Below are 20,781 nucleotides of genomic sequence, written 5' to 3'. Positions count from 1 at the left end.
TGTGAAAGCGGGGTCGGGGAGATGGTGGCACGCCTTGGTCGGGGCGGCAATCGATGGCGTTTCTCACGGCGCCGAAACAGTATCGCCCGTATGGTGCGGGGGCATATTCCGACTGGCGAGAGCAGACCCGCCGCGTACACCCCGGCACTCTACAACGTAAGAAACAAATGAGGTGTGGCAAGCAACCCCTTCCCCAAAGGTCCTTTTTTACTCGCACGGGATTCGAATTTTACTCGCACGGGATTCGAAAAGGTGTACTTACTTTGAAGATGACCATGATGAACCTCACAGGCTGCGATCGCGAGCCGATCCACATCATCGGCCATGTTCAGAGCTTCGCGGTACTGCTGGAATTCTCCGAAACCGGCGAGTTGCTGACCTATTCGGCAAACGCACCCGAGCTTCTTCAAATCGATGCGAGCGAACTGCCGAAATGCGAGGCCCAGACCCTCTTCGCCGACGCGGCATGGAAAGCCGTGGTCGCAGCGGCGGGTACAATATCGAGTGCGGACCAGATCGAATGCATCTTCCACACTGACGGTTTCCTCCCCGACCGTCCGGCGGATGTCAACGTGACCCGTTCCAGGCGGGGCATCGTTGTCGAGATAGAGGAGTGCCTTGGCGGGACAGAGACCGACTTCTTGCCGCAGGTCCGCCACGCTGCAACGAGTTTCGATTCCAGGAGCGGTGTGGCCGCCGTTGCCCAGGATGGCGCGGAATATATGCGCGAGCTGACCGGGTTCGATCGCGTGATGGTTTACAAATTCCATGCCGATGGCAGCGGCGAAGTCATCGCCGAAGCGCGAGGCCCCGGGATCGAGTCCTTTCTTGGCCTGCGATATCCGGCAACCGACATTCCCCAGCAGGCCCGCGCCCTTTATCGGCGCAACCCCATCCGCTCGATTGCCGATGTCGATGCCGAAACGGCGGAACTGCTGAGCACCGGAAATCGGAGCCATGCCGCGCCTCTCGACCTGAGCATGTGTGCCAGCCGGGCCATTTCGCCGGTCCACATCCAATATCTCAAGAATATGGGCGCTCGTGCATCCATGTCGATTTCCCTGATGGATATCGATGGGCTGTGGGGCCTTGTAGCGTGCCACCATGTCCAGGGTCCGCTGCGGATTTCGCAACTTAAGCGGTCCGCTGCCGAGCTTTTCGGCCAGATCTTATCCTCCAAGATCAGCGAGAGTCGCGCTCTCGAGCGACGCCAGCTCACCGCACGCACGCTAATGGTGCACTCGCGGATCACAGCGTGCTTCGCGTCGACGAACAGGATTTCGGCGCGCTTCGACGAAATCGGCGATCTCATCACCAGCGTTATCCCATGCGATGGCGTAATCGCGAAGATCGGTGGCGAATTTCTCAGATATGGCAAGGCTCCCGACGAGCTTCTGTCCGGAGCGATCCTCGATTTCGTGAGGGAGCGCGACCGGACCGAAGTGTTCGCGACCGATCGGTTGTCCGATCATCTGGCGAATGCGGATGAACTCAAGGATGTTGCCGCAGGTGTTTTGGTTATCCCAATTTCCCGTCTGCCCGACGCGTATCTGATTCTGTGCCGTGCGGAAGTGGCCAAGAGCGTCAGATGGGCTGGCAATCCCGAGAAGCCCGCCATCGCCGCCAAGGGAAGTTTCAAACTGACCCCGCGCGATGGTTTCGCTGAATGGAAGGAAACGGTGCGCGGCTATTCGGATGAATGGACACAGCGCGAAATCGCCGCTGGCGAAGCCTTGCGCGCCACGTTCGTCGAAGTGCTCCTCAAGGTGACCGAACAGGACGCGCGTGAAAAGGACCGTGCCAACAAAAAACAGCAATTGCTGATCGACGAGCTCAACCATCGGGTTCGCAATATCATCACACTGATTGCCAGCCTCATCGAACAATCATCGAAAAATCAAACCGAGATCGATCAATACAAGGCCATGCTGGAGGGCCGGATTTCCGCGCTTTCGACCGCGCACGACCTGATGACTTCGGAAGAGGTGTCGGCAATCTCGCTGAAGGATCTGATAGCATCCGAATTGGCACCCTATGAAGGGCCGGGACCGGAAAAGCGGCGCTCGAGGTTTGAAGGTCCGGACATTTTCGTCGCTTTCGATTCGATACCGATTCTCGCACTGGTCATCCACGAACTCGCGACCAACGCCGTGAAATACGGTTCGCTGAGCAACGATACGGGTTGCGTCACTATTTCGACCACCTTGTTGGATGACGGCGGTTTCACCGTCGACTGGGTAGAAACGGGTGGACCACCTCTGTCTGATGTCAGCACACCGGGCACGGGCACCGCACTGATCGAAGAAGCGGTTCCCTTTCAGCTTTCCGGCAGTGTCGACATCCGCCCTCGTACATCAGGAATGGAGATTAGCTTGCACCTGCCCCCCAAGACCGCCCGCTCGACCGACCGCGCGCAGCCGCAAACCTCGGACCGCAGCCAAACACCCGAAACCACCTCGGCGGGCGAACGGCATTTCCTCATCCTGGAAGATGAATTCCTGATCGCCAATACCGAGAAGAGAATGCTGCTGAGCCTCGGCGCCGACCGGGTGACGATGGCAGGGAATTGCGCCGATGCGTTGACCGCGTTGCAGACCTCTCCGGTCGATTTCGCCCTGCTCGATATCAATCTCAGGAACGAAACCTCGATCGCGGCGGCAAATTGGTTGCTCGATGCGGGCGTGCCATTCGTTTTTGCCAGCGGCTATGGCCGCGAACCGATGCTGGACTCGAAATTCGCGCAAGTCCCGACGATCACCAAGCCATTCACCATGGCCCAGCTCAAGGAAGTCATCCCCCGTCACCTGCTGTCGGCGGACTGATCGGGTATTCCAGAGGCGGCAGGCCGGTCCGCTCCTTGCACGATCCGCAAAAAAGAAGGAGCCCGCACAGGACTGCGCGGGCTCCATGCTTTCGGGGAACAGGTCCGCCGTATTCCGAAAAAGTTCCGTTTATCGCGGCGCCATGCGAATAGCACCATCGAGCCGGACGTCCTCGCCGTTGAAATAGCCGGTCTCGATCATGCACATGGCGAGCTTGGCATATTCTTCCGGGTTGCCGAGGCGCTTGGGGAACGGGACGCTGGCGGCCAGCGCTTCCTTTACCTGAGGCGGGGCCGCGTTCATCAGCGGCGTTTCGAAGATACCCGGCAGGATAGTATTCACGCGGATGCCTTCGTTCATCAGGTCGCGCGCGATGGGCAAGGTCATGCCGATCACGCCGCCCTTCGATGCGGAGTAGGCCGCCTGGCCGATCTGGCCGTCTTCACCGGCAACCGATGCGGTGTTGACGATTGCGCCGCGATCGCCGTCCTCGCTCAGCGGGTCGAGCGTCATCATTCCGGCCGCCGACTTGGCGATGCAGCGGAACGTGCCGACGAGGTTGACCTGGATCACGAAATCGAAGGCCGACAGCGGGAAGTGGCTGATCTCGCCGCTCTGCTTGTCGCGCTTGGCGGTCTTGATCGCATTGCCAATGCCCGCGCAATTGACGAGGATGCGCTCCTGACTATGCGCCTCGCGTGCCTTGGCGAAACCGGCGTCGACCTCTTCATCGCTGGTCACGTTCACCTTGCAGAAAACGCCGCCGATATCCTTGGCGACTGCTTCGCCCTTTTCTTCGTTCATGTCGAAGATGGCGACCTTGGCGCCCTTGGCGGCAAGCGCGCGGGCGGTGGCTTCACCAAGCCCCGACGCGCCGCCGGTGACGACTGCGGGGGTATTGCTGCTGACTTCCATTATCTCTTCCTCTTCCTGATCCCCCGCGAAGGCAGGGGTATCGTGTCAATCCGATCGCGGTTTCCCGCCTACGCGGGAACTCGCATTGAATCAAAGCGCCTCGACGATGGTCACGTTCGCGACGCCGCCGCCTTCGCACATCGTCTGGAGGCCGTATTTCTTGCCGCGCGCCTTCAGCGCGTGGACAAGCGTGGCCATCAGCTTGGTCCCGCTCGCGCCGAGCGGGTGTCCAAGCGCGATCGCGCCGCCATTGACGTTGAGCTTTTCGGGATCCGCGCCCGTGTGCTTGAGCCAGGCGAGCGGGACCGGTGCAAAGGCCTCGTTGACCTCGTACAAGTCGATGTCGCCAATGTTCATCCCTGCACGCTGCAGCGCGCGATCGGTCGCAAAGAGCGGTTCTTCGAGCATGATCACCGGATCACCGGCAGTCACGGTCAGATTGTGTATGCGCGCCATCGGCGTAAGACCGTATTCCTTCAGAGCCTTCTCGCTGACCACCAGCACCGCGCTGGAACCGTCGCAGATCTGGCTGCTGCTTGCAGCGGTGATCTTGCCTTCGGGGCTCAACAGCTTGACGCTGGCGATACCTTCGAGCGTCGCGTCGAAGCGGATGCCTTCGTCTACCGTGTGCATCTCGGTGCCTTCGGGGGTCTCGATCTCGACCGGCACGATCTCGGCAGCGAACGCGCCCGACTTGGTCGCCTCGATCGCCTTTTCGTGGCTCGACAGCGCAAACCGGTCGAGGTCGTCCTTTGAGAAACCGTGCTTCTGGGCGATCATCTCGGCGCCCATAAACTGCGACCACTGGATGCCGGGATATTTCTCCTCGAGACCGGGCGATTTGTAATTGCCCAGACCCTCTTTCATATGAAACATCGCGGTCGACCCCATGGGCACGCGGCTCATGCTTTCCACACCGGCGGCGATCACGACATCCTGCGTCCCGCTCATCACGGCCTGTGCGGCGAACTGAATCGCCTGTTGCGAGGACCCACATTGCCGGTCGATCGTCACCGCGGGAACGCCCTCGCCAAGGTGTTTCGCGGCCAGCACGGCATTGCGCCCCACCTGCATCGCCTGTTCGCCGCCCTGGCTGACACAGCCCATGACGACATCGTCGATCGCCTTCGCCTCCAACCCGCTGCGTTCCATGATGGCATCGAGCGACTTGGCGGCAAGATCCACGGGATGCACGCCCGCGAGGCGACCGCCCCGCTTACCACCAGCGGTGCGAACGGCTTCGACTAAATAGGCTTCAGGCATCATCATCCTCTTCTTGCACGGGAAAGCAGGTAGGTTTTGAATAGGGACCGGCTGCCTAGGCCCGCCTTACGTACACGTCAAGCGAGGCCGAATTCTGAAGCTTCACATTCATCGAATCGTCCCGTGAGGCCCAGTTTAGGGTAGATCGCGAGGTGTGACATAGGCGTCACACCCCTTACGCCAAACCGTGCACAATGTAACAAAAGCTTTGCATTGACCGGGTCCGTAAAGGCACATGCGGCCTTCCACTGGAGGGATTTGCGTACACGTATTCAGCGTTCAGCGCTTGCGGGCCACCATCCTTGTCCAGAGGTTCCTTGGAGATCCGACCTCAGGGGTCGGTCGATCAATAGAGGGATTATCAAGTGAAACTCCACACCTACTTCAAAGCCAGCGCGGCGCCTGCCGTTCTCGGCATTGCGCTTCTGGCGCAGCCGGCGATGGCCCAGGTTGCGACGGAAGACGATGAAAGCGTCGATTCCTCCGCACCTGCGGGCGCAATCGTCGTCACAGGTTCGCGCATCAAGCAGCCGAACCTTGAGTCGGCCACTCCGGTCACCGTGATCAGCAATGAAGAGTTCAAAGTCACGGGTACGACCCGCGTCGAAGACCTCGTCAACTCGCTGCCGCAGGTTTTTGCCTCACAGGCCGGCCAGCTGTCGAACGGCGCCTCGGGTGCCGCTAACCTCAACCTTCGTGGTCTCGGTACCGAGCGTACGCTGGTGTTGGTCAATGGCCGTCGCCTCGTCCCGGGCGATCCCACCACATCGGCTGCCGACATCAACGTGATCCCGTCCGTGCTTGTCGAGCGCGTTGACCTCCTGACCGGCGGTGCTTCGTCGGTATATGGCGCCGACGCTGTGGCCGGCGTTGTCAACTTCGTAATGGATACCGATTTCGAAGGCTTCAAGCTCGATACCCAGTATTCGGTCTACAACCACAACAATCGTGGTAACTCGATCTATACCGATGCGCTCGACGCGCGTGGCTTCGGTTACCCGACCGGTACGTCGACCAATGGCGGCACTTTCGATGCAACTCTCGCGTTCGGCACCAGCTTCGACGATGGTCGCGGCCGCGCCACCGCCTATGTCGGCTATCGTAAGATCAACGCAGTCCTTCAGGCATCTCGCGACTATTCGGCTTGTGCGCTGTCGGCCAACACCCAGGCGGCAGTTGATGGCGGTGCGAACCTCTATACGTGCGGTGGCTCGCTAACCTCGCCTCGTGGTACTGCGATTTACTATGACACCGTTCCTGATTTCACTGGTCCGGACGGCACTCCCGACGGGATCCCCGACTTCACCTCGACTCTGGCCGGTTTCGGCGCGAATCGTACCCTGACCGGGTTCGAACGCTTCAACTATGCACCGCTGAACTACTTCCAGCGTCCCGATGAACGTTACACCGCAGGCGTCTTCGCCGATTACGAGATCAGCCCCGCGCTGCATCCGTATATGGAGTTCATGTTCATGGACGACCGCACGGTCGCCCAGATCGCTCCGTCGGGTAACTTCGGTAACACACTGTCGATCAACTGCGACAACCCCTTGCTTGGCCCGGACCAAGTGGCGGCGCTCTGCGACACAGAAAACCTCCTTGTAAGCCCGGACCCGACCGAAGCCTTCACTGTCGTTGGCAACGTCGATGCGGCGAATGCGGCACGCGCCGCGCAGGGGCTGGCGCCTCTGCCGACCACTCCGTTCGACTTCATCGATCCGACCACGGGCAACACCTACAATCGCGGCTTCCTGCAGCTCCTTCGTCGTAACATCGAGGGCGGCCCTCGTCGTGACGACCTCCAGCACACCAGCTACCGTGCTGTCCTGGGTATGCGGGGCGACATCAGTCCGGCTTGGTCGTACGATACCTACTACCAGTATGGCCGGACCAACTTCGCGCAGACCTATTCGAATGACCTCTCGGTCGTTCGTCTGAACCGCGCGCTCGACGTTGTAACCGGTCCGGATGGCGACCCTGTCTGCCGCTCGGCCCTCGATGGCACCGATCCCGCCTGTGTTCCCTGGGATATTTTCTCCCCAGGTTCCACCAGCCCGAGCGCGGCCTCGACCAACTATCTCAGCACCACCGGCATTTCGCGCGGTGTTGTGAGTCAGCAGGTCCTTTCGGCCTATGTTTCCGGCGCACTGGGCGAATACGGTATCCAGAGTCCGTGGGCTTCGGAAGGTATTGGCCTCGTTCTCGGCGCTGAATACCGCAATGAACGCCTTGAGTTCGATTCGGATGCGTCCTTCCAGGCCGGCGATCTTTCGGGCCAAGGGGCACCGACACTTCCGGTTTCGGGTTCCTATGACGTCAAGGAGTTCTTCACGGAAGTTCGTCTGCCGATCGTGCAGGACTCGATCTTTACCGAGTTCACCATTACCGGTGGTTATCGCTACTCCGACTATTCGCTGGGCTTCAGCACCGATACCTACAAGATCGAGGCTGAACTGTCGCCGACCCCGGACTTTATGATCCGTGGTGGCTACAATCGTGCTGTGCGTGCCCCGACGGTCCAGGATCTCTTTGCTCCGGTCCGTGTTCAGCTTAACGGCTCGACCGATCCGTGTGCTGACCGGGTCATTACGGCGGCAGATACAGGCTGTCTTGCGCAGGGTCTCACTGTTGGCCAGACGGTTGGTTCCAACCCGGCGGCCCAGTATAACGGCCAGGTCGGCGGCAACGCGAACCTGATGCCGGAAACGGCGGACACCTACACCGCCGGTGTGGTTCTTACGCCGCAGTTCCTGCCGGGCTTCAACGCCAGCGTGGACTGGTTCAAGATCGACCTCGTCGATGCGATCCAGGGCTACGGTCAGGACACCATCCTGGCGGTCTGCACCGACACTGCCGATCCGTTCTTCTGCTCGCTGATCAATCGTGACGGCTCGGGTTCGCTGTGGCGTAGTTCCGCCGGTTACGTGGAAGACTTCTCCACGAACGTTGGTGGGATCGGCACCGAGGGTATCGACGTCCAGGCGAGTTACAGCACGCAGATCGGCAATGTCGGTCGTCTGAACCTCAGCTTCGTCGGAACCTATCTGATGTCGTTGACGACGGATCCGGGCTTTGAACAGGCTCCGGAATACGATTGTGCCGGCCTGTTCGGTAACACCTGTTCGGCCGGCGTACTGAGCTGGGGTCCGAATCCCGAATGGCGTCATCAGATGCGCGTTGGCTTCGACTTCGCCAACGGCATCGGAACTTCGGTCCGCTGGCGTTACTTCGGCAGCGTCGATAATGAAGACGGTGTTGCCGGTGGTCCGAACCCGAACGCTGCTCCGGCACGTCCGGGCAATGCCGGGTTCCCCGCAGTCAACTACTTCGACCTGGCATTTACCTACGAAGCCGGTGACCACTTCGACTTCCGTCTTGGTGCGAACAACATCTTCGACAAGGAACCGCCGCTGGTTGGGGCGCAGTCCTGCCCGTCGGGTCCGTGTAACGGTAACGTTTACGCCGCCGTGTACGACGCGATCGGTCGCTACATCTACGCTGGTGTGACGCTTGAATTCTAAGCTTCACGCAGACTAGACAGGGAATGGCGGGCCTTCGGGTCCGCCATTTTCGTTTGTGGCATTGCCACGTTATCCGACACAGGTGCCAACCCCGTGAACCGTACCGACGCACGTCAGGCAATTGCAGCGATTCCGCAGACCGATGCGGCAACCGCCTTCAATGTCGGCCTCGACCTGCTCAGAAACGATCATGCGGAGATCCTGCTGCCAATCGCACGTAAGCTGGCGCGCAAATTTCCCCGCGACCCTCGCATGCAGCAGCTCCTCGGCCTTGCAGCACGCACGGCGCAGGACAGCACACTGGCACTGGAAGCCTTCGGACAGGCCGCGAAACTTGCCCCTTCCGATCCGCTGATCGCCCATTCCCACGCACGTTGCGCACTGGAGGCGGGAGCGCCTGCTGTCGCTCTATTTCAGCGCGCGGTCGAAATGGCTCCCACGGATGGCCACGCCCTGCTCGGCATGGGAGCCGCGCTCCTCCACGAAGGCCGAGCCCAGGACGCGGTCGACCATCTCGACACACTGCTCGCCGCCAATCCTCTGTGGATCGATGGCCACCGCGATGCCGCGCACATTCGCGGCCAGATGGGGCTCGACCCTTATGCCACCATTACGAAGGCATTGGCTGGCCAGCCCCGTTCACTCGAACTGACGACCTTGCTCGCCGGTACCCATCTCGAAGCGCTCGACTTCGAAGGCGCGCTCGCCGGTTTGCAGGACGCCCGGGGCAAGCTGGGCGATCCCGCCAGTCTCCGGATTTTGGCAGCACATGCGATGTCTGAATTGGGGAATCTCTCCGAGGCCGACACCACCTTCGGCACTCTCGCTCCAGGCTCTAGTGTCAACGACACCTCTCTGCACGCCCGCCATCACCTTCGCGCCGGACGAGCCGCAAAGGCGGCTGCGCTGATTGAACCGGTGATCGCCCGCGACTATGATCATCTGCTCTGGCCTTATTTATCGCTGGCTTGGCGTTTGACGGAGAACCCTCGCTATCGCTGGCTCGAAGCGGACGAGCGGCTCATAAGCGTCTATGATCTCGGTAACATTCTCGGCGATCTGGACGTGCTCGCATCGCATCTGCGCCACTTGCATTTCGCTAGCGCACAGCCGCTGGATCAATCCGTTCGCGGAGGCACCCAGACCGACGGCAATCTATTGCTGCGCACTTCCGCCCCAATCCGGAAACTCCGCAAGGCGATCCTTGCCAAGGTCGCTGATCATGTAGCGCAACTGCCGCCGTTCGAAGCGGGACACCCGACGCTTTTGAAGGATCGCGATCCACTGCGCGTCGCTGGATCGTGGTCGGTTCGGCTCAAGGACGAGGGCTTCCATTCGGACCACGTCCATAGCAAGGGCTGGATCAGCTCCGCGCTGTATATCACACTGCCCGACACAATCGGACAGGCCCAGGATCGGGGTAAAGGTGAAACAGACCATTCCGGCTGGCTGACGCTGGGCGAATCCCGTGATATCCTGCCTGGCCTCGAACCCGTGAGGCTCGTCGAGCCGAAACAAGGTAGGCTAGTGCTGTTTCCAAGTACCATGTGGCATGGTACGCGCCCGTTCTCTGCGGGCGAACGCATGACCGTGGCGTTCGACATCGCCCGCCCCCAACAGAGCTGAATTGGTTGAACCGGATGAATGCTGCTCCCCCTCCCGCGGAATTGATGCAAGCCATGCAACGGCTGCGGTCCAGCGATCCGGCCGGTGCGCTGGCAATCGTCGAAGATTGCCTGACGAAGACTTCCGAGCGCGCCCCTTTTCTCGCCGTGGGCAGTCTGGCGGCCCTGCGTCTGGACAATACCGACAAAGCCATTCCCTTTCTTCGCGAACTGCTGGTCATCAACCCTGGCGATACGGCCAGTCGAAACAATCTCGCGGCTGCTTTGGTTCGCGCGGACCAGCTCGATGAAGCTCTGGCGATGGCCGAAGGTTCGACCGAGCCCTCTCTCGCCCGGATCGAAGGTTTCGTGCGCCAGAAGCGAGGCGAATTGGAGGCGGCGGTTGATGCCTATCGCAGAGCGATAGCGGCAGAGCCTGCGGACCTCGCCAGCCTCAACAATCTCGGCAACGTGCTGATGGAGCAGAGACAGTGGGACGAGGCGATTGCGGCATTTGAGCAAGCGATCACCCTCGCCCCTGCGGATATCCAGATTTATCTCAATCTGGCCGAATTGCTGCGATTGGCCGATCGTGGTGGGCCACGACTAAAGGTTCTCAAAGACGCGCACGGCATCGCACCGGACAATCTCCGCGTGCTGATCGATCTCGGCATGGCCTATGCTCATGTCGACGATCTGGACAATGCCATGGCCACATTTCGTAAAGCGATCGAGCTGACCGACGGTTTCAGCGAGGCGCATGTCGAATACGGCATGATCCTGGAGAAGCTCAACCGCACCGACGAGCTTGCCGAACTCGTCGCGTCTTTCGACAAGGCCAGCGCGCCACCCGAGGCCAATTTTCTGCTCGCTTGGGAAGCGCGCCGGGCAGGCAATTTCGAGGAAGCGGCACGACTGGCCGATGCGATTCCGGAAACCGTCCTGCCAATGCGCCGCTGGCAACTTGTCGGGGGTATCGAAGACCGGCTGGAGAATGCTGACAAGGCCTTTGCCGCCTTCGAGCGAATGAACCAGTCCGCCGTTGCCGAGGCGCATCCCGCGCGTGGTGCAAACTATCGCGAACGGGTGGAGGCCGAGTTGGAAAAGTGCACTGCGGACTGGGCTGGCACCTTCTCTGATGCGAAAGTCACAGACGGACGCCGTGACCCCATATTCCTGGTCGGCTTCCCGCGTTCTGGGACCACCTTGCTCGATACCATGCTGATGGGGTTGGACGATCTTAGCGTTCTGGAAGAACGCCCTATGATGGCCAGCATCATCAAGCGCATCGAGGGTGAGGACATCGCACTCTTCGACGAGACGCGGATCGGGGAACTACGCGATGAGTACTTCGCTCGGGCCGCCGAGGAGGGCTGGGACGATCAACGCTGGCTGGTAGACAAGCACCCGCTCCACATGCAGCGCGTGCCGTTTATCCACCGGCTGTTCCCCGAAGCGAAAATCATCCTCGCCGAGCGACATCCGTATGATGTGGTGCTGAGCTGCTTCATGGCGAATTTTTCGCTTAATTTCGCCATGCGCAGCTTCACCTCGCTCGACGAGGCCGCAAGAACCTATGACGCCGTCTGGCGGGCGTGGCATCGCGCCGTGGACCTGTTCGATGTAGACTGGCGGGCCGTTCGATACGAGAAGCTCGTGATCGATCCGAAGGCCGAACTGCAGCCGATTGTCGAATGGCTTGGCCTTGAATGGAGCGACGGCCTGCTCGATCATACCCAAACTGCGCGGAAACGAGGTCCGGTCAGAACGGCGAGCTATTCGCAAATTGGCGAGGAACTATATACCCGCGCTAGCTATCGCTGGCGGCGTTATGCCGATCATCTTGAGCCCGTAATGAAAACGCTCCGCCCGTGGGCGGAGCGAATGGATTATGCGACCGAGTAGCTGTTTGTCATAGCTCGCTTGCGGGGCTGAGCTAGTCGCTGGTACCGCGAGACGTCTGCGCGCGGTCTATATCGCGCCGATTCTGCGCCTGCTCCACAGTCCACTGGCGTCGGGTCAGGCACCGCTTCGAAGTACGCACACGCGACCCGGTCGCCTTCGACGTCCGACAAATCACCTCGTCGAGATTCGACTTTTCGCCCGTTGTCTCAACGGCCTCTTCGCTCTTGTCGCCCTCCGATGGCTGCTGCGCGCTCGCCGGTGCGCAAGCGATTGCGATGAAGGCAATTGCGCTCCAAAGGGTTCGCGATTTCATACTGATACTCCCTGTCAATTCTACATTCCCTCGTTCCCTAACACGGTCGGTCCATCAGGGTCGAACACAATTGGACGAAAAAGGTAGCTTTCATTTTCTGCTCCGATAGACTTCTAGCGGACTCAAAGGATGACCCGGGAGAGATTGGTGCGACGCCTTGGCTATTTTCAGATCGGTGCCTCTTGCGCTCTCGCTGTCATATTCAGCGCCTCTGCTGCGGCCGCAATGGACGATGACCAGGCACCTTCAAACGCCTATCTGGAAGCACTGAAGGCCTGTCAGGCAGAGAGCGACCCGGCAACGCGGCTCGCCTGTTTCGATACCGCCGCCGAGTCCATGGTTGGAGCGAGCGAGGCGGGCGAACTGAAGCTTGTCGATCGCGAGGAGGTTCGCAAGACCCGCAGAAAACTCTTCGGCTTCTCGCTTCCCGATTTCGGCATCTTCGGCAAGGGCGATGACGACCGCGAAGACGAGGATGAGTTTTCACAAATGGAAACCACCATCGCTTCGGTCAGTGGATCGCACTCGACGGGCTATACCCTCAGGACTGCGGAAGGCGCGGTCTGGCGGGTCGACGACGTACCAGGGCGCCTGCTCGAACCGCGCAAGGGCGACACGCTGCTAATAAAGAGCGGTGCGCTCAGTTCCTATTTCCTGCGCATCAACAATCAACGCGGGATCAAGGGCAGTCGCATCCGGTAGAGTCCAGGGCCACTAATGGATTTGCCAAAGGGCGAGGATCGCGATCCTCGCCCTTTTTCTTACGCCTTTTCGCAGTGAGAAGAGGCTACGCTTGCGGTCTGCCGGCGGCGCGGCCAGTGCGCTTCGCGCAAAAAGAAAGGGGCAGATCACTCCGCCCCTTTCCTCAATTCAATCTCTCGGAAACCGTCAGAACGAGCGGGTCACGTTGAGGAACACCGAACGACCCAGGAAGTCGTAGGTGCCGTAGTTGAAGTAATTGCCGATGGTAGGACGGCGGTCGCTACCACCCGTGCCATAGCTGCCGATAACCGGCATTCCTCAAGCGCCGGGCTGGCGGTCGGGACTTCCTGTGCAGAAGCGGTGAGCGCAGCGAGTGTCCCGAGCAGCGAGGACAAGATCAGCATTCGGTTCATCAAAGTTTCCGGTGAATCTGCACAACAGGCATTCGCGGTAGCAAAAGTGCGTTGGCCAACCGACCACGCCCGATGCTCTTGTCGGCATACCACAGCAGGTAACAGCATACGTCGAGAGCAGGACGAGCCGCGCCGCGCCCGCCCCGTTGTCACAAACCGTCCATACAACTGTCCCGCCTGGCCAAAAGTGTGGCAATTTGGTGACTCTCCATCATGGATAGTAAGATGCAGGACCCATTTATGCGACGCATTGCTTGCGTCTGCGCTTACGGCTTGCTCTTATCGGCACACTAGCCGGACCGATCCGGCTCGAGTTTAGGGGACTGCAAATCATGAAAAAGACCTTTGCCACCTTGGGTGGTCGGGCCGCGCTGCTTACCGGTGCTGGCCTCGCCGCCATGGCGATCTCCACGCCGGCGCTCGCGCAGGATGTTGACGAAGACGAGACCGTTGAAGACGCCTCTGCTCCGCCGAGCAACGCGATCGTGGTGACCGGCTCGCGTATCGCGCGCCCTGAACTCGAGTCCGCCGTCCCAGTGACCGTGCTCGATAACGAGGCTTTCTTTAAGCAAGGCTCGGTCAACGTTGGCGACACGCTGAATGACTTGCCTCAGCTGCGTAGTACTTTCAGCCAAACGAATGCGGGTCGTTTCCTCGGTACGACCGGGCTTAACCTCCTCGACCTTCGTGGCCTAGGCACTTCACGCACTTTGACGCTGGTTAATGGTCGTCGCCATGTCGCATCCGATATTCTTTCGAATGGCACATCGGTAGACGTCAACTCTATCCCCAACGATCTTATAGAACGCGTCGATGTCGTCACTGGCGGCAACTCGGCCATTTATGGCTCCGACGCAATTGCGGGTGTGGTGAACTTCATTCTTCGCGATGACTTCGAAGGCGTCCAATTGCGTGGGCATGTCGGCGTTAATTATGAGGGCAATTTCCCGAACCAATATGTATCGGGAATGATTGGTCAGAACTTCGCTGACGGTCGCGGCAACGTAACTCTTCACGCCGAGTATGCGAATCAGGAACGCGTTTACGGGTCGGACGTTTCATATCTTCGTCGCAACGATGGCTTCGTAGTGGTCGACGCGGATGGTGCGGGCACCCCTAACGGGAGCGATGGGAATCCTGATCGTATCTTCGTTAGGGATATCCGCTCCCGCACGATTTTCTTCAACACCCTCGTGCCGTTCTCTCAGCCCACGCAGGCTCAGATCGACGATGGCGTCGGTACGATCGATGCACCCGGCTGCGGCGTCGGCTACAATGACGTGCCCTACAACTGTCTGTACCTCTTTACGGCGGACGGCCGCCTGGTTCCGGAAACTGCAGGTTCAATCATAGGCGGCGGCCCCTTCGGTACCGCAATCGGCGGCAACGGTCAGACGGGTCGTGAAGGCACCCTTCAATCGGTGCTTCCCGATCAGGAACGCATCAACGTTAATCTGCTCGCGAAATTTGAGATATCACCGGCGCTTGTTCCGTTTGTCGAAGCAAAATACGTGAACATCAAAACGCAGGGTCAGCAATCCTCGCCCGCCTTTATCCAGGGGCAGTTTCTGACTTTCGGCGATTCCCGCGAAGGCGTGCGCTTGGACAACCCATTCTTGAGCGAACAAGCGCGAGGCGTAATCACCGAGCAGCTCTTGGCGTCAGGTCTCCGCGGTAGCCTTATCAAGAACGCGTTTCTGTCACGCGAATTGAGCGCCGGCGACAGGGCAGCTATTGCTGATGGTTCGTTCAGGTTCGACTTCTCCCGCTTCTTGGATGATCTTGGTAGCCGAGATGAAGCGTCCGAGCGCGAGACCTATCGCATTGTCGGTGGCGTTCGCGGTGAGTTCGGCAATGCTTGGAACTACGAAGTCGCACTGAACTACGGCAAGGTTAAAGAGGCCACGCGGGTTTTGGGCAATATCGTCCCGAATCGGTTCCTGCTGGCCCTCGACTCCGCGATTGACCCTGCAACGGGCAATATCGTTTGCCGTTCGCAAATCGATCCGAGTGCGGCAATCGCTTATGATACCGCTGACGAGCCATTCCTCGATCAGGACGTAGCCAATTGTGTTCCATACAATCCCTTTGGGGCACCCGATAACTCGGCTGCCGGGGCCTATATTCTCGAGGATACCACGTCGGTAGCCGAGCTGGAGCAGTTCGTTGCGTCCGCGTATCTTTCGGGCAATACGAGCGGCTTCTTCGAATTGCCAGGCGGGCCGATCGGCTTTGCGGTGGGCGCAGAATATCGCCGGGAAGAGCTCTTTTTCCAAGCGGATCCGATCGTGGAGGCGGGAAGAACTTTCTACAACGCCCTTCCTACCTTCGCACCAGACCCTTTCACGGTGAAAGAGGCCTTTGGCGAAATTCGTATCCCAATCCTCGCTAACACTCCTTTCTTTGAGGAGCTAACGGTATCGGGTGCGGTTCGTGTTTCGGATTACGATAACGCGGTAGGGACCACAGTGGCGTATAATGCGGGCGTGGAATGGCAACCCATTCCCGACATCCGTTTCCGCGCGCAATACGGTCGCTCGGTTCGCGCACCGAACCTGTCCGAAACTTCTTCGGCTCTTTCGCAGAACTTTGCTCCTGGTTTCCAGGATCCCTGTCGTGAGGCAAATATCGGGGCAGGTTCCGAGAATCGGGCGGCGAACTGTCTTGCCGATCTCGGACCGGATTTGCTGGCCTCGATCGCGACCCTTCCCAACTATTCGTTGGAAATCCTCAGTGGCTCGAACCCAGACCTCACGGAAGAGAAATCGGACTCATACACGATTGGCGCAGTTTTCACGCCGACGTTTGCTCCCGGCTTCTCTCTAACGGTCGACTACTATGACATCCGAGTGGAGGATGTGATTTCCGCTCCGTCTGCTCAGCAGATTGTCAACGCTTGTTACGATCTTCCGAGCCTGGACAATCAGTTCTGCGATATTTTTCAGAGGTATCGTGGTGCCGGCTTAGGTCCGAACCAAGAGCAGCCAGGTCAGATTCTGGATGCGGATGCGGAAATCACACCGCTCAACTTCGCTGCCCGGACTGTAAGGGGTATCGATGCCGAAGTCAGCTACAGGCGACCGTTCGGTGAAGACAACGCGATTAGCACTCGCTTTATCTACACCCACCTCTTTGAGCGGAGCAATTTCGAAGACCCCTCGAATCCCGACTTCGAAAACCGGATTTTAAGCGAACTGGGTGACCCTCAGGACGAGTTCCGGTGGACCGTGGATCTCAAGCTATCTGAGGTCACATTCGGCTACGAAATGCGTTTCATTGGTAAGATGGTCTTGAACAACTACGAGGACATCTTCTCGCTTCAGGGCCGCGCCCCCGAGAACGCTGACTATGCTGATGTCGAATATTATCCGGACACGTTTTATCACGACGTCCGTGTCGGCTTTGAGTTTGAGAATTTCGACTTCACTCTTGGCGTGGATAATATCCTCAACACCAACCCACCTCTTGGTCTTACCGGTATTGGTGCCGGCAGCGCGATCTACCCCGTGCGAGGCCGAAATTTCTATGCTGGTGTACGCGCTGAATTCTAATTCAGATCTGAGCTAGCCAGAATACCCAAGCGGGGCCGGGCAGGAATGGTCGGCCCCGCTTTTCGTTCATAAAGGTCGAGACGCAATGCCTGCTGCAACGGAAAGGGCTTTCGAAGCCGTGAGCCAAGGACGCATACACGATGCGTTCAATATCCTTTGCGATGCGGCCGACCACAATGATCCTGCAGCGGCGTATACCCTCGCGAGCTGGCGGATGTCCGGGGATCTTATCAGAAGGGATCTAACTGAAGCGCAGCGACTGTACGGCATTGCTGCCAAGCACCAATACAAGGATGCCGAGCACATTTTTCTCGCGCTGTTATCGACAGGTGCCGGTGGTTCCCCGCGTCGCTGGAACGAGACGATCTCCTTGATGCGCAATAGCCAAATGCCAGCCTATCGAGACGAGCTCAGGCTTCTGGCTGCGATGGATATCGACGACAAAGGCGATCCCGAGACAATAGCGCAGCGTGAAGCCGTTCGTTCTGAACCGAATATCTGGGCGATCCGTGGATTTTTATCGGCTTCTGAATGCAGATATCTAATAGATCTCTCAAAACCGCAGCTAAGAGATTCGGTAGTGGTCAATCCGGCCACGGGCGCTCTTATGAAAGACCCGATACGCAATTCGCGCGCCGCGACCTTCCCCTTCGTGCGCGAGAACGCGGTATTGCACGCGATTAATCGGCGAATCGCAGCAGCGACCAACTCAACCTACGAGCAGGGCGAGCCAACCCAAATTCTCGCTTACGACACAGGCCAAGAATACAAGTCGCATCTTGATACCCTACCCAATACAGCAAATCAGCGAAAATTCACTTTTCTTGTATATCTAAATGACGATTACTCCGGAGGAGAAACGCAGTTTAACGCTATCCAGTGGTCATTCAAAGGAAAGCCGGGTGACGCGTTGCTCTTCCAAAACATTGATCACACTGGGCAGCCTTGTCCACTATCTGTTCATGCAGGGTGTCCTGTCCAATCTGGCACCAAATATCTCCTCTCCAAATGGATACGCGAACGCCCGCTAGATTTGGAGGGACCGCCGGGGCGGCCTTTCTAGTTGGAACCAACCCCCATCGCCAATTCCCCATCGCCCTCGTCGATCTTCACCGTTGAGCCGTCGGGCACTTTGCCCGCCAGGATCATGTCCGCCAGAGGGTCCTGCACGTAGCGCTGCACCGCGCGTTTGAGCGGGCGCGCGCCATAGACGGGATCGTAGCCAACCCGCCCCAGCCACTTTTTCGCGCCTTCGGTGAGGTCGAGCACGATCTTGCGATCCTTGAGCAGCTTCTGCACCCGCGCCACCTGGATCTCGACGATCGGGGCCATGTGCTCCTGCGCCAGGCGGTGGAACAGGATGATCTCGTCCAGCCGGTTGAGGAATTCGGGGCGGAAATGCCCGCGCACCACATCCATCACCTGCGGTTCGACATCCTCGACCTTCTGATCGTCATCCATATTGGCGAGATACTGGCTGCCGAGATTGCTGGTCAGGATGATCAGCGTGTTGCTGAAATCGACCACGCGGCCCTGCCCGTCGGTTAGGCGGCCATCGTCGAGCACCTGCAGCAGCACGTTGAACACGTCGCTATGCGCCTTCTCGACCTCGTCGAAGAGCACCACCTGATAGGGCCTGCGCCGCACGGCCTCGGTCAGCACGCCGCCTTCCTCGTAACCGACATAGCCCGGAGGCGCGCCGATCAGGCGAGCGACCGCGTGCTTCTCCATGAACTCGCTCATGTCGATGCGGACCATGGCCGTATCGTCATCGAACAGGAAGCCGGCCAGCGCCTTGGTCAGTTCGGTCTTGCCGACACCGGTCGGGCCGAGGAAGAGGAAGCTGCCCAGCGGTCGGTTCGGGTCCTGCAGGCCCGCACGCGCGCGGCGCACGGCCTTGGAAACGGCGTCGATCGCCTGCGATTGCCCGATCACCCGCTTCGACAGGATATTCTCCATGTCGAGCAGCTTCTCGCGCTCGCCTTCCATCATCTTGTCGACCGGGATGCCGGTCCAGCGAGAGACGACACCGGCGATGTCGTCTTCGGTCACTTCTTCCTTGAGTAGGGCATTGTCGGTCTGGCCCGAGGCTTCCTCGAGCTTCTTCTCCAGCTCGGGAATGCGGCCGTATTGCAGCTCGCCCGCCTTGGCGAGGTCGCCGGCGCGCTGCGCCTGTTCCAGTTCGAGCCTGGCCTGATCGAGCTGTTCCTTGATCCGGCCTTCGGCGTGGATCTTGTCGCGCTCGTTCTGCCAGCGGGTGGTCAGTTCGGACGATTGCTGTTCCAGCTCGGCCAGTTCCTTGCGGAGCGACTCCAGACGATCCTTCGAAGCGCTGTCGGTTTCCTTTTGCAGCGCCTGCTCTTCGATCCGCAATTGGATGATGCGGCGGTCGAGGCCTTCGATCTCCTCGGGCTTGCTTTCCACCTCCATGCGGATGCGGCTGGCGGCTTCGTCCATCAGGTCGATCGCCTTGTCGGGCAGGAAGCGGTTCTGGATGTAGCGATTGCTGAGCTGCGCCGCGGCGACGATCGCGCCATCGGTGATGCGCACACCGTGATGCAGCTCGTATTTGTCCTTGATGCCGCGCAGGATGCTGACGGTGTCCTCGACGCTCGGCTCGTCGATATAGACGGGCTGAAAGCGCCGCTGGAGCGCGGGATCCTTCTCGATATACTTCTGGTATTCGTCGAGCGTGGTCGCGCCGATACAGTGCAGCTCACCGCGCGACAGGGCAGGCTTCAGCAGGTTGGAGGCATCCATGCTGCCTTCGCTCGCGCCTGCGCCGATCAGCGTGTGCATCTCGTCGATAAACAGGATAATCTGCCCCTCGGCGCCCTTCACCTCGTCGAGCACGGCCTTGAGGCGCTCTTCGAACTCACCCCGATATTTCGCGCCCGCGATCAGTGCGCCCATATCGAGCGCCATCAGCGTGCGGCCCTTGAGGCTGTCGGGCACGTCGCCATTGGCGATGCGCAGCGCCAGGCCTTCGGCGATCGCGGTCTTGCCGGTTCCGGGCTCGCCGATGAGGGCGGGATTGTTCTTTGTCCGGCGAGCGAGGATCTGCACCGTGCGGCGGATTTCCTCATCGCGGCCGATCACAGGATCGAGCTTGCCGTCGCGCGCTGCCTGCGTGAGGTCGCGCGCATATTTCTTCATCGCATCGTAGCTTTCTTCGGCACCGGCGCTGTCCGCGGTGCGACCGCCGGTCACTTCCTGGATTGCGGCTTCGAGCGACTTCGCGTCGACACCTGCCGATTTCAGCGCCTTGCCCGCATCATTATCCGCCAGCGCCAGCGCTTGCAGCAGCCGCTGGACGGGAACGAAGCTGTCGCCTGCCTTCTCGGCGAGCTGTTCGGCCCGATCCAGCGCGCGCACGGCATCATTGTCGAGGCCGGGCGTCTGCTGCGCCCCCCCACCCGACACCGCCGGCACCTTGGCCAGCGTATTGTCCACCTCGGTAATCGCCACGCCAGGATTGCCCCCGGCTCGCTGGATAAGCTGCGCGGCCATGCCCTCTTCGTCATCGAGCAGCGCCTTCAGCAAATGCGCCGACGAAATTCGCTGATGGTTCATGCGAATGGCGACGGTCTGCGCCGCCTGCAGGAAGCCCTTGGCGCGATCGGTGAACTTTTCGAGATTCATGCAAACACCCCAGTCAGAAATTGCCGCCCTCATATGGTGTGGCAATTATACAACACAAGACCTGCCCCCGCTATTTTTCGCGAGGTGTATTAGGTTTGTAGGTAGGCGTCAGCGGTAGCGACGCAAGTCC

12 protein-coding genes are annotated in these 20,781 nt (G+C 59.6%); 7 read left to right on the top strand and 5 right to left on the bottom strand.

What is annotated here, in order from left to right:
* Nucleotides 1-275: 275 nt before the first annotated feature.
* Complete coding sequence (locus tag DVR09_RS06035) at nt 276-2,822, top strand: HWE histidine kinase domain-containing protein (RefSeq protein WP_162814867.1); 2,547 nt, start codon at nt 276-278, stop codon at nt 2,820-2,822.
* A 129-nt stretch (nt 2,823-2,951) separates the two neighbouring features.
* Here DVR09_RS06035 and DVR09_RS06030 read toward each other — a convergent pair whose 3' ends face one another.
* Nucleotides 2,952-3,737, bottom strand: a complete 786-nt coding sequence (locus tag DVR09_RS06030) for an SDR family NAD(P)-dependent oxidoreductase (RefSeq protein WP_115416139.1) — start codon at nt 3,735-3,737, stop codon at nt 2,952-2,954.
* 90 nt (nt 3,738-3,827) lie between these two features.
* The gene (locus DVR09_RS06025) at nt 3,828-5,000 is read right to left on the bottom strand and encodes an acetyl-CoA C-acetyltransferase (RefSeq protein ID WP_115417819.1); all 1,173 of its coding nucleotides are present in this window, start codon (nt 4,998-5,000) and stop codon (nt 3,828-3,830) included.
* A 365-nt stretch (nt 5,001-5,365) separates the two neighbouring features.
* Between DVR09_RS06025 and DVR09_RS06020 the strand changes: the two genes are divergently transcribed.
* The 3 genes from DVR09_RS06020 to DVR09_RS06010 all read left to right on the top strand — a co-directional run bounded on the left by DVR09_RS06020 (nt 5,366) and on the right by DVR09_RS06010 (nt 12,030).
* Entirely contained in the window at nt 5,366-8,521 is a 3,156-nt protein-coding gene (locus tag DVR09_RS06020) for a TonB-dependent receptor domain-containing protein (RefSeq protein ID WP_234041568.1), read from the top strand.
* A 93-nt stretch (nt 8,522-8,614) separates the two neighbouring features.
* Nucleotides 8,615-10,147, top strand: coding sequence for a putative 2OG-Fe(II) oxygenase (locus DVR09_RS06015; protein WP_115416138.1), 1,533 nt, complete (start codon nt 8,615-8,617; stop codon nt 10,145-10,147).
* A gap of 53 nt (nt 10,148-10,200) precedes the next feature.
* On the top strand, nt 10,201-12,030 hold the full coding sequence (locus tag DVR09_RS06010; RefSeq protein ID WP_162814866.1) for a tetratricopeptide repeat-containing sulfotransferase family protein: 1,830 nt from the start codon (nt 10,201-10,203) through the stop codon (nt 12,028-12,030).
* Between the two features lie 31 nt (nt 12,031-12,061).
* Here the strand turns inward: DVR09_RS06010 and DVR09_RS06005 are convergent, their stop codons facing one another.
* The gene (locus DVR09_RS06005; RefSeq protein ID WP_115416136.1) at nt 12,062-12,343 is read right to left on the bottom strand and encodes a hypothetical protein; all 282 of its coding nucleotides are present in this window, start codon (nt 12,341-12,343) and stop codon (nt 12,062-12,064) included.
* A 225-nt stretch (nt 12,344-12,568) separates the two neighbouring features.
* Between DVR09_RS06005 and DVR09_RS06000 the strand changes: the two genes are divergently transcribed.
* Nucleotides 12,569-13,045, top strand: a complete 477-nt coding sequence (locus DVR09_RS06000; protein WP_162814865.1) for a hypothetical protein — start codon at nt 12,569-12,571, stop codon at nt 13,043-13,045.
* 186 nt (nt 13,046-13,231) lie between these two features.
* On the opposite strand, the gene DVR09_RS17750 is transcribed toward DVR09_RS06000, so the two are convergent.
* A complete protein-coding gene (locus tag DVR09_RS17750) occupies nt 13,232-13,360 on the bottom strand; it encodes a hypothetical protein (protein WP_255704012.1) in 129 nt (42 codons plus the stop codon).
* 430 nt (nt 13,361-13,790) lie between these two features.
* On the opposite strand from DVR09_RS17750, the gene DVR09_RS05995 reads away from it, so the two are divergent.
* Together DVR09_RS05995 and DVR09_RS05990 are read left to right on the top strand one after the other, a co-directional pair.
* Nucleotides 13,791-17,009: a TonB-dependent receptor domain-containing protein gene (locus DVR09_RS05995; RefSeq protein ID WP_115416134.1), complete on the top strand. Its 3,219-nt coding sequence runs from the start codon at nt 13,791-13,793 to the stop codon at nt 17,007-17,009.
* 85 nt (nt 17,010-17,094) lie between these two features.
* A complete protein-coding gene (locus tag DVR09_RS05990; protein ID WP_115416133.1) occupies nt 17,095-18,072 on the top strand; it encodes a 2OG-Fe(II) oxygenase in 978 nt (325 codons plus the stop codon).
* Here DVR09_RS05990 and clpB read toward each other — a convergent pair.
* Nucleotides 18,069-20,651, bottom strand: coding sequence for an ATP-dependent chaperone ClpB (gene clpB / locus DVR09_RS05985; RefSeq protein ID WP_115416132.1), 2,583 nt, complete (start codon nt 20,649-20,651; stop codon nt 18,069-18,071). The two genes, DVR09_RS05990 and clpB, sit on opposite strands and share 4 nt — an antisense overlap.
* Between the last annotated feature and the right edge of the window lie 130 nt (nt 20,652-20,781).

This window comes from Erythrobacter aureus (genome assembly GCF_003355455.1).
GTDB classification, from domain to species: domain Bacteria; phylum Pseudomonadota; class Alphaproteobacteria; order Sphingomonadales; family Sphingomonadaceae; genus Qipengyuania; species Qipengyuania aurea.
The sequence above is the reverse complement of the archived record's forward strand: the minus strand, read 5'-3'. Positions and strand labels throughout refer to the sequence as shown.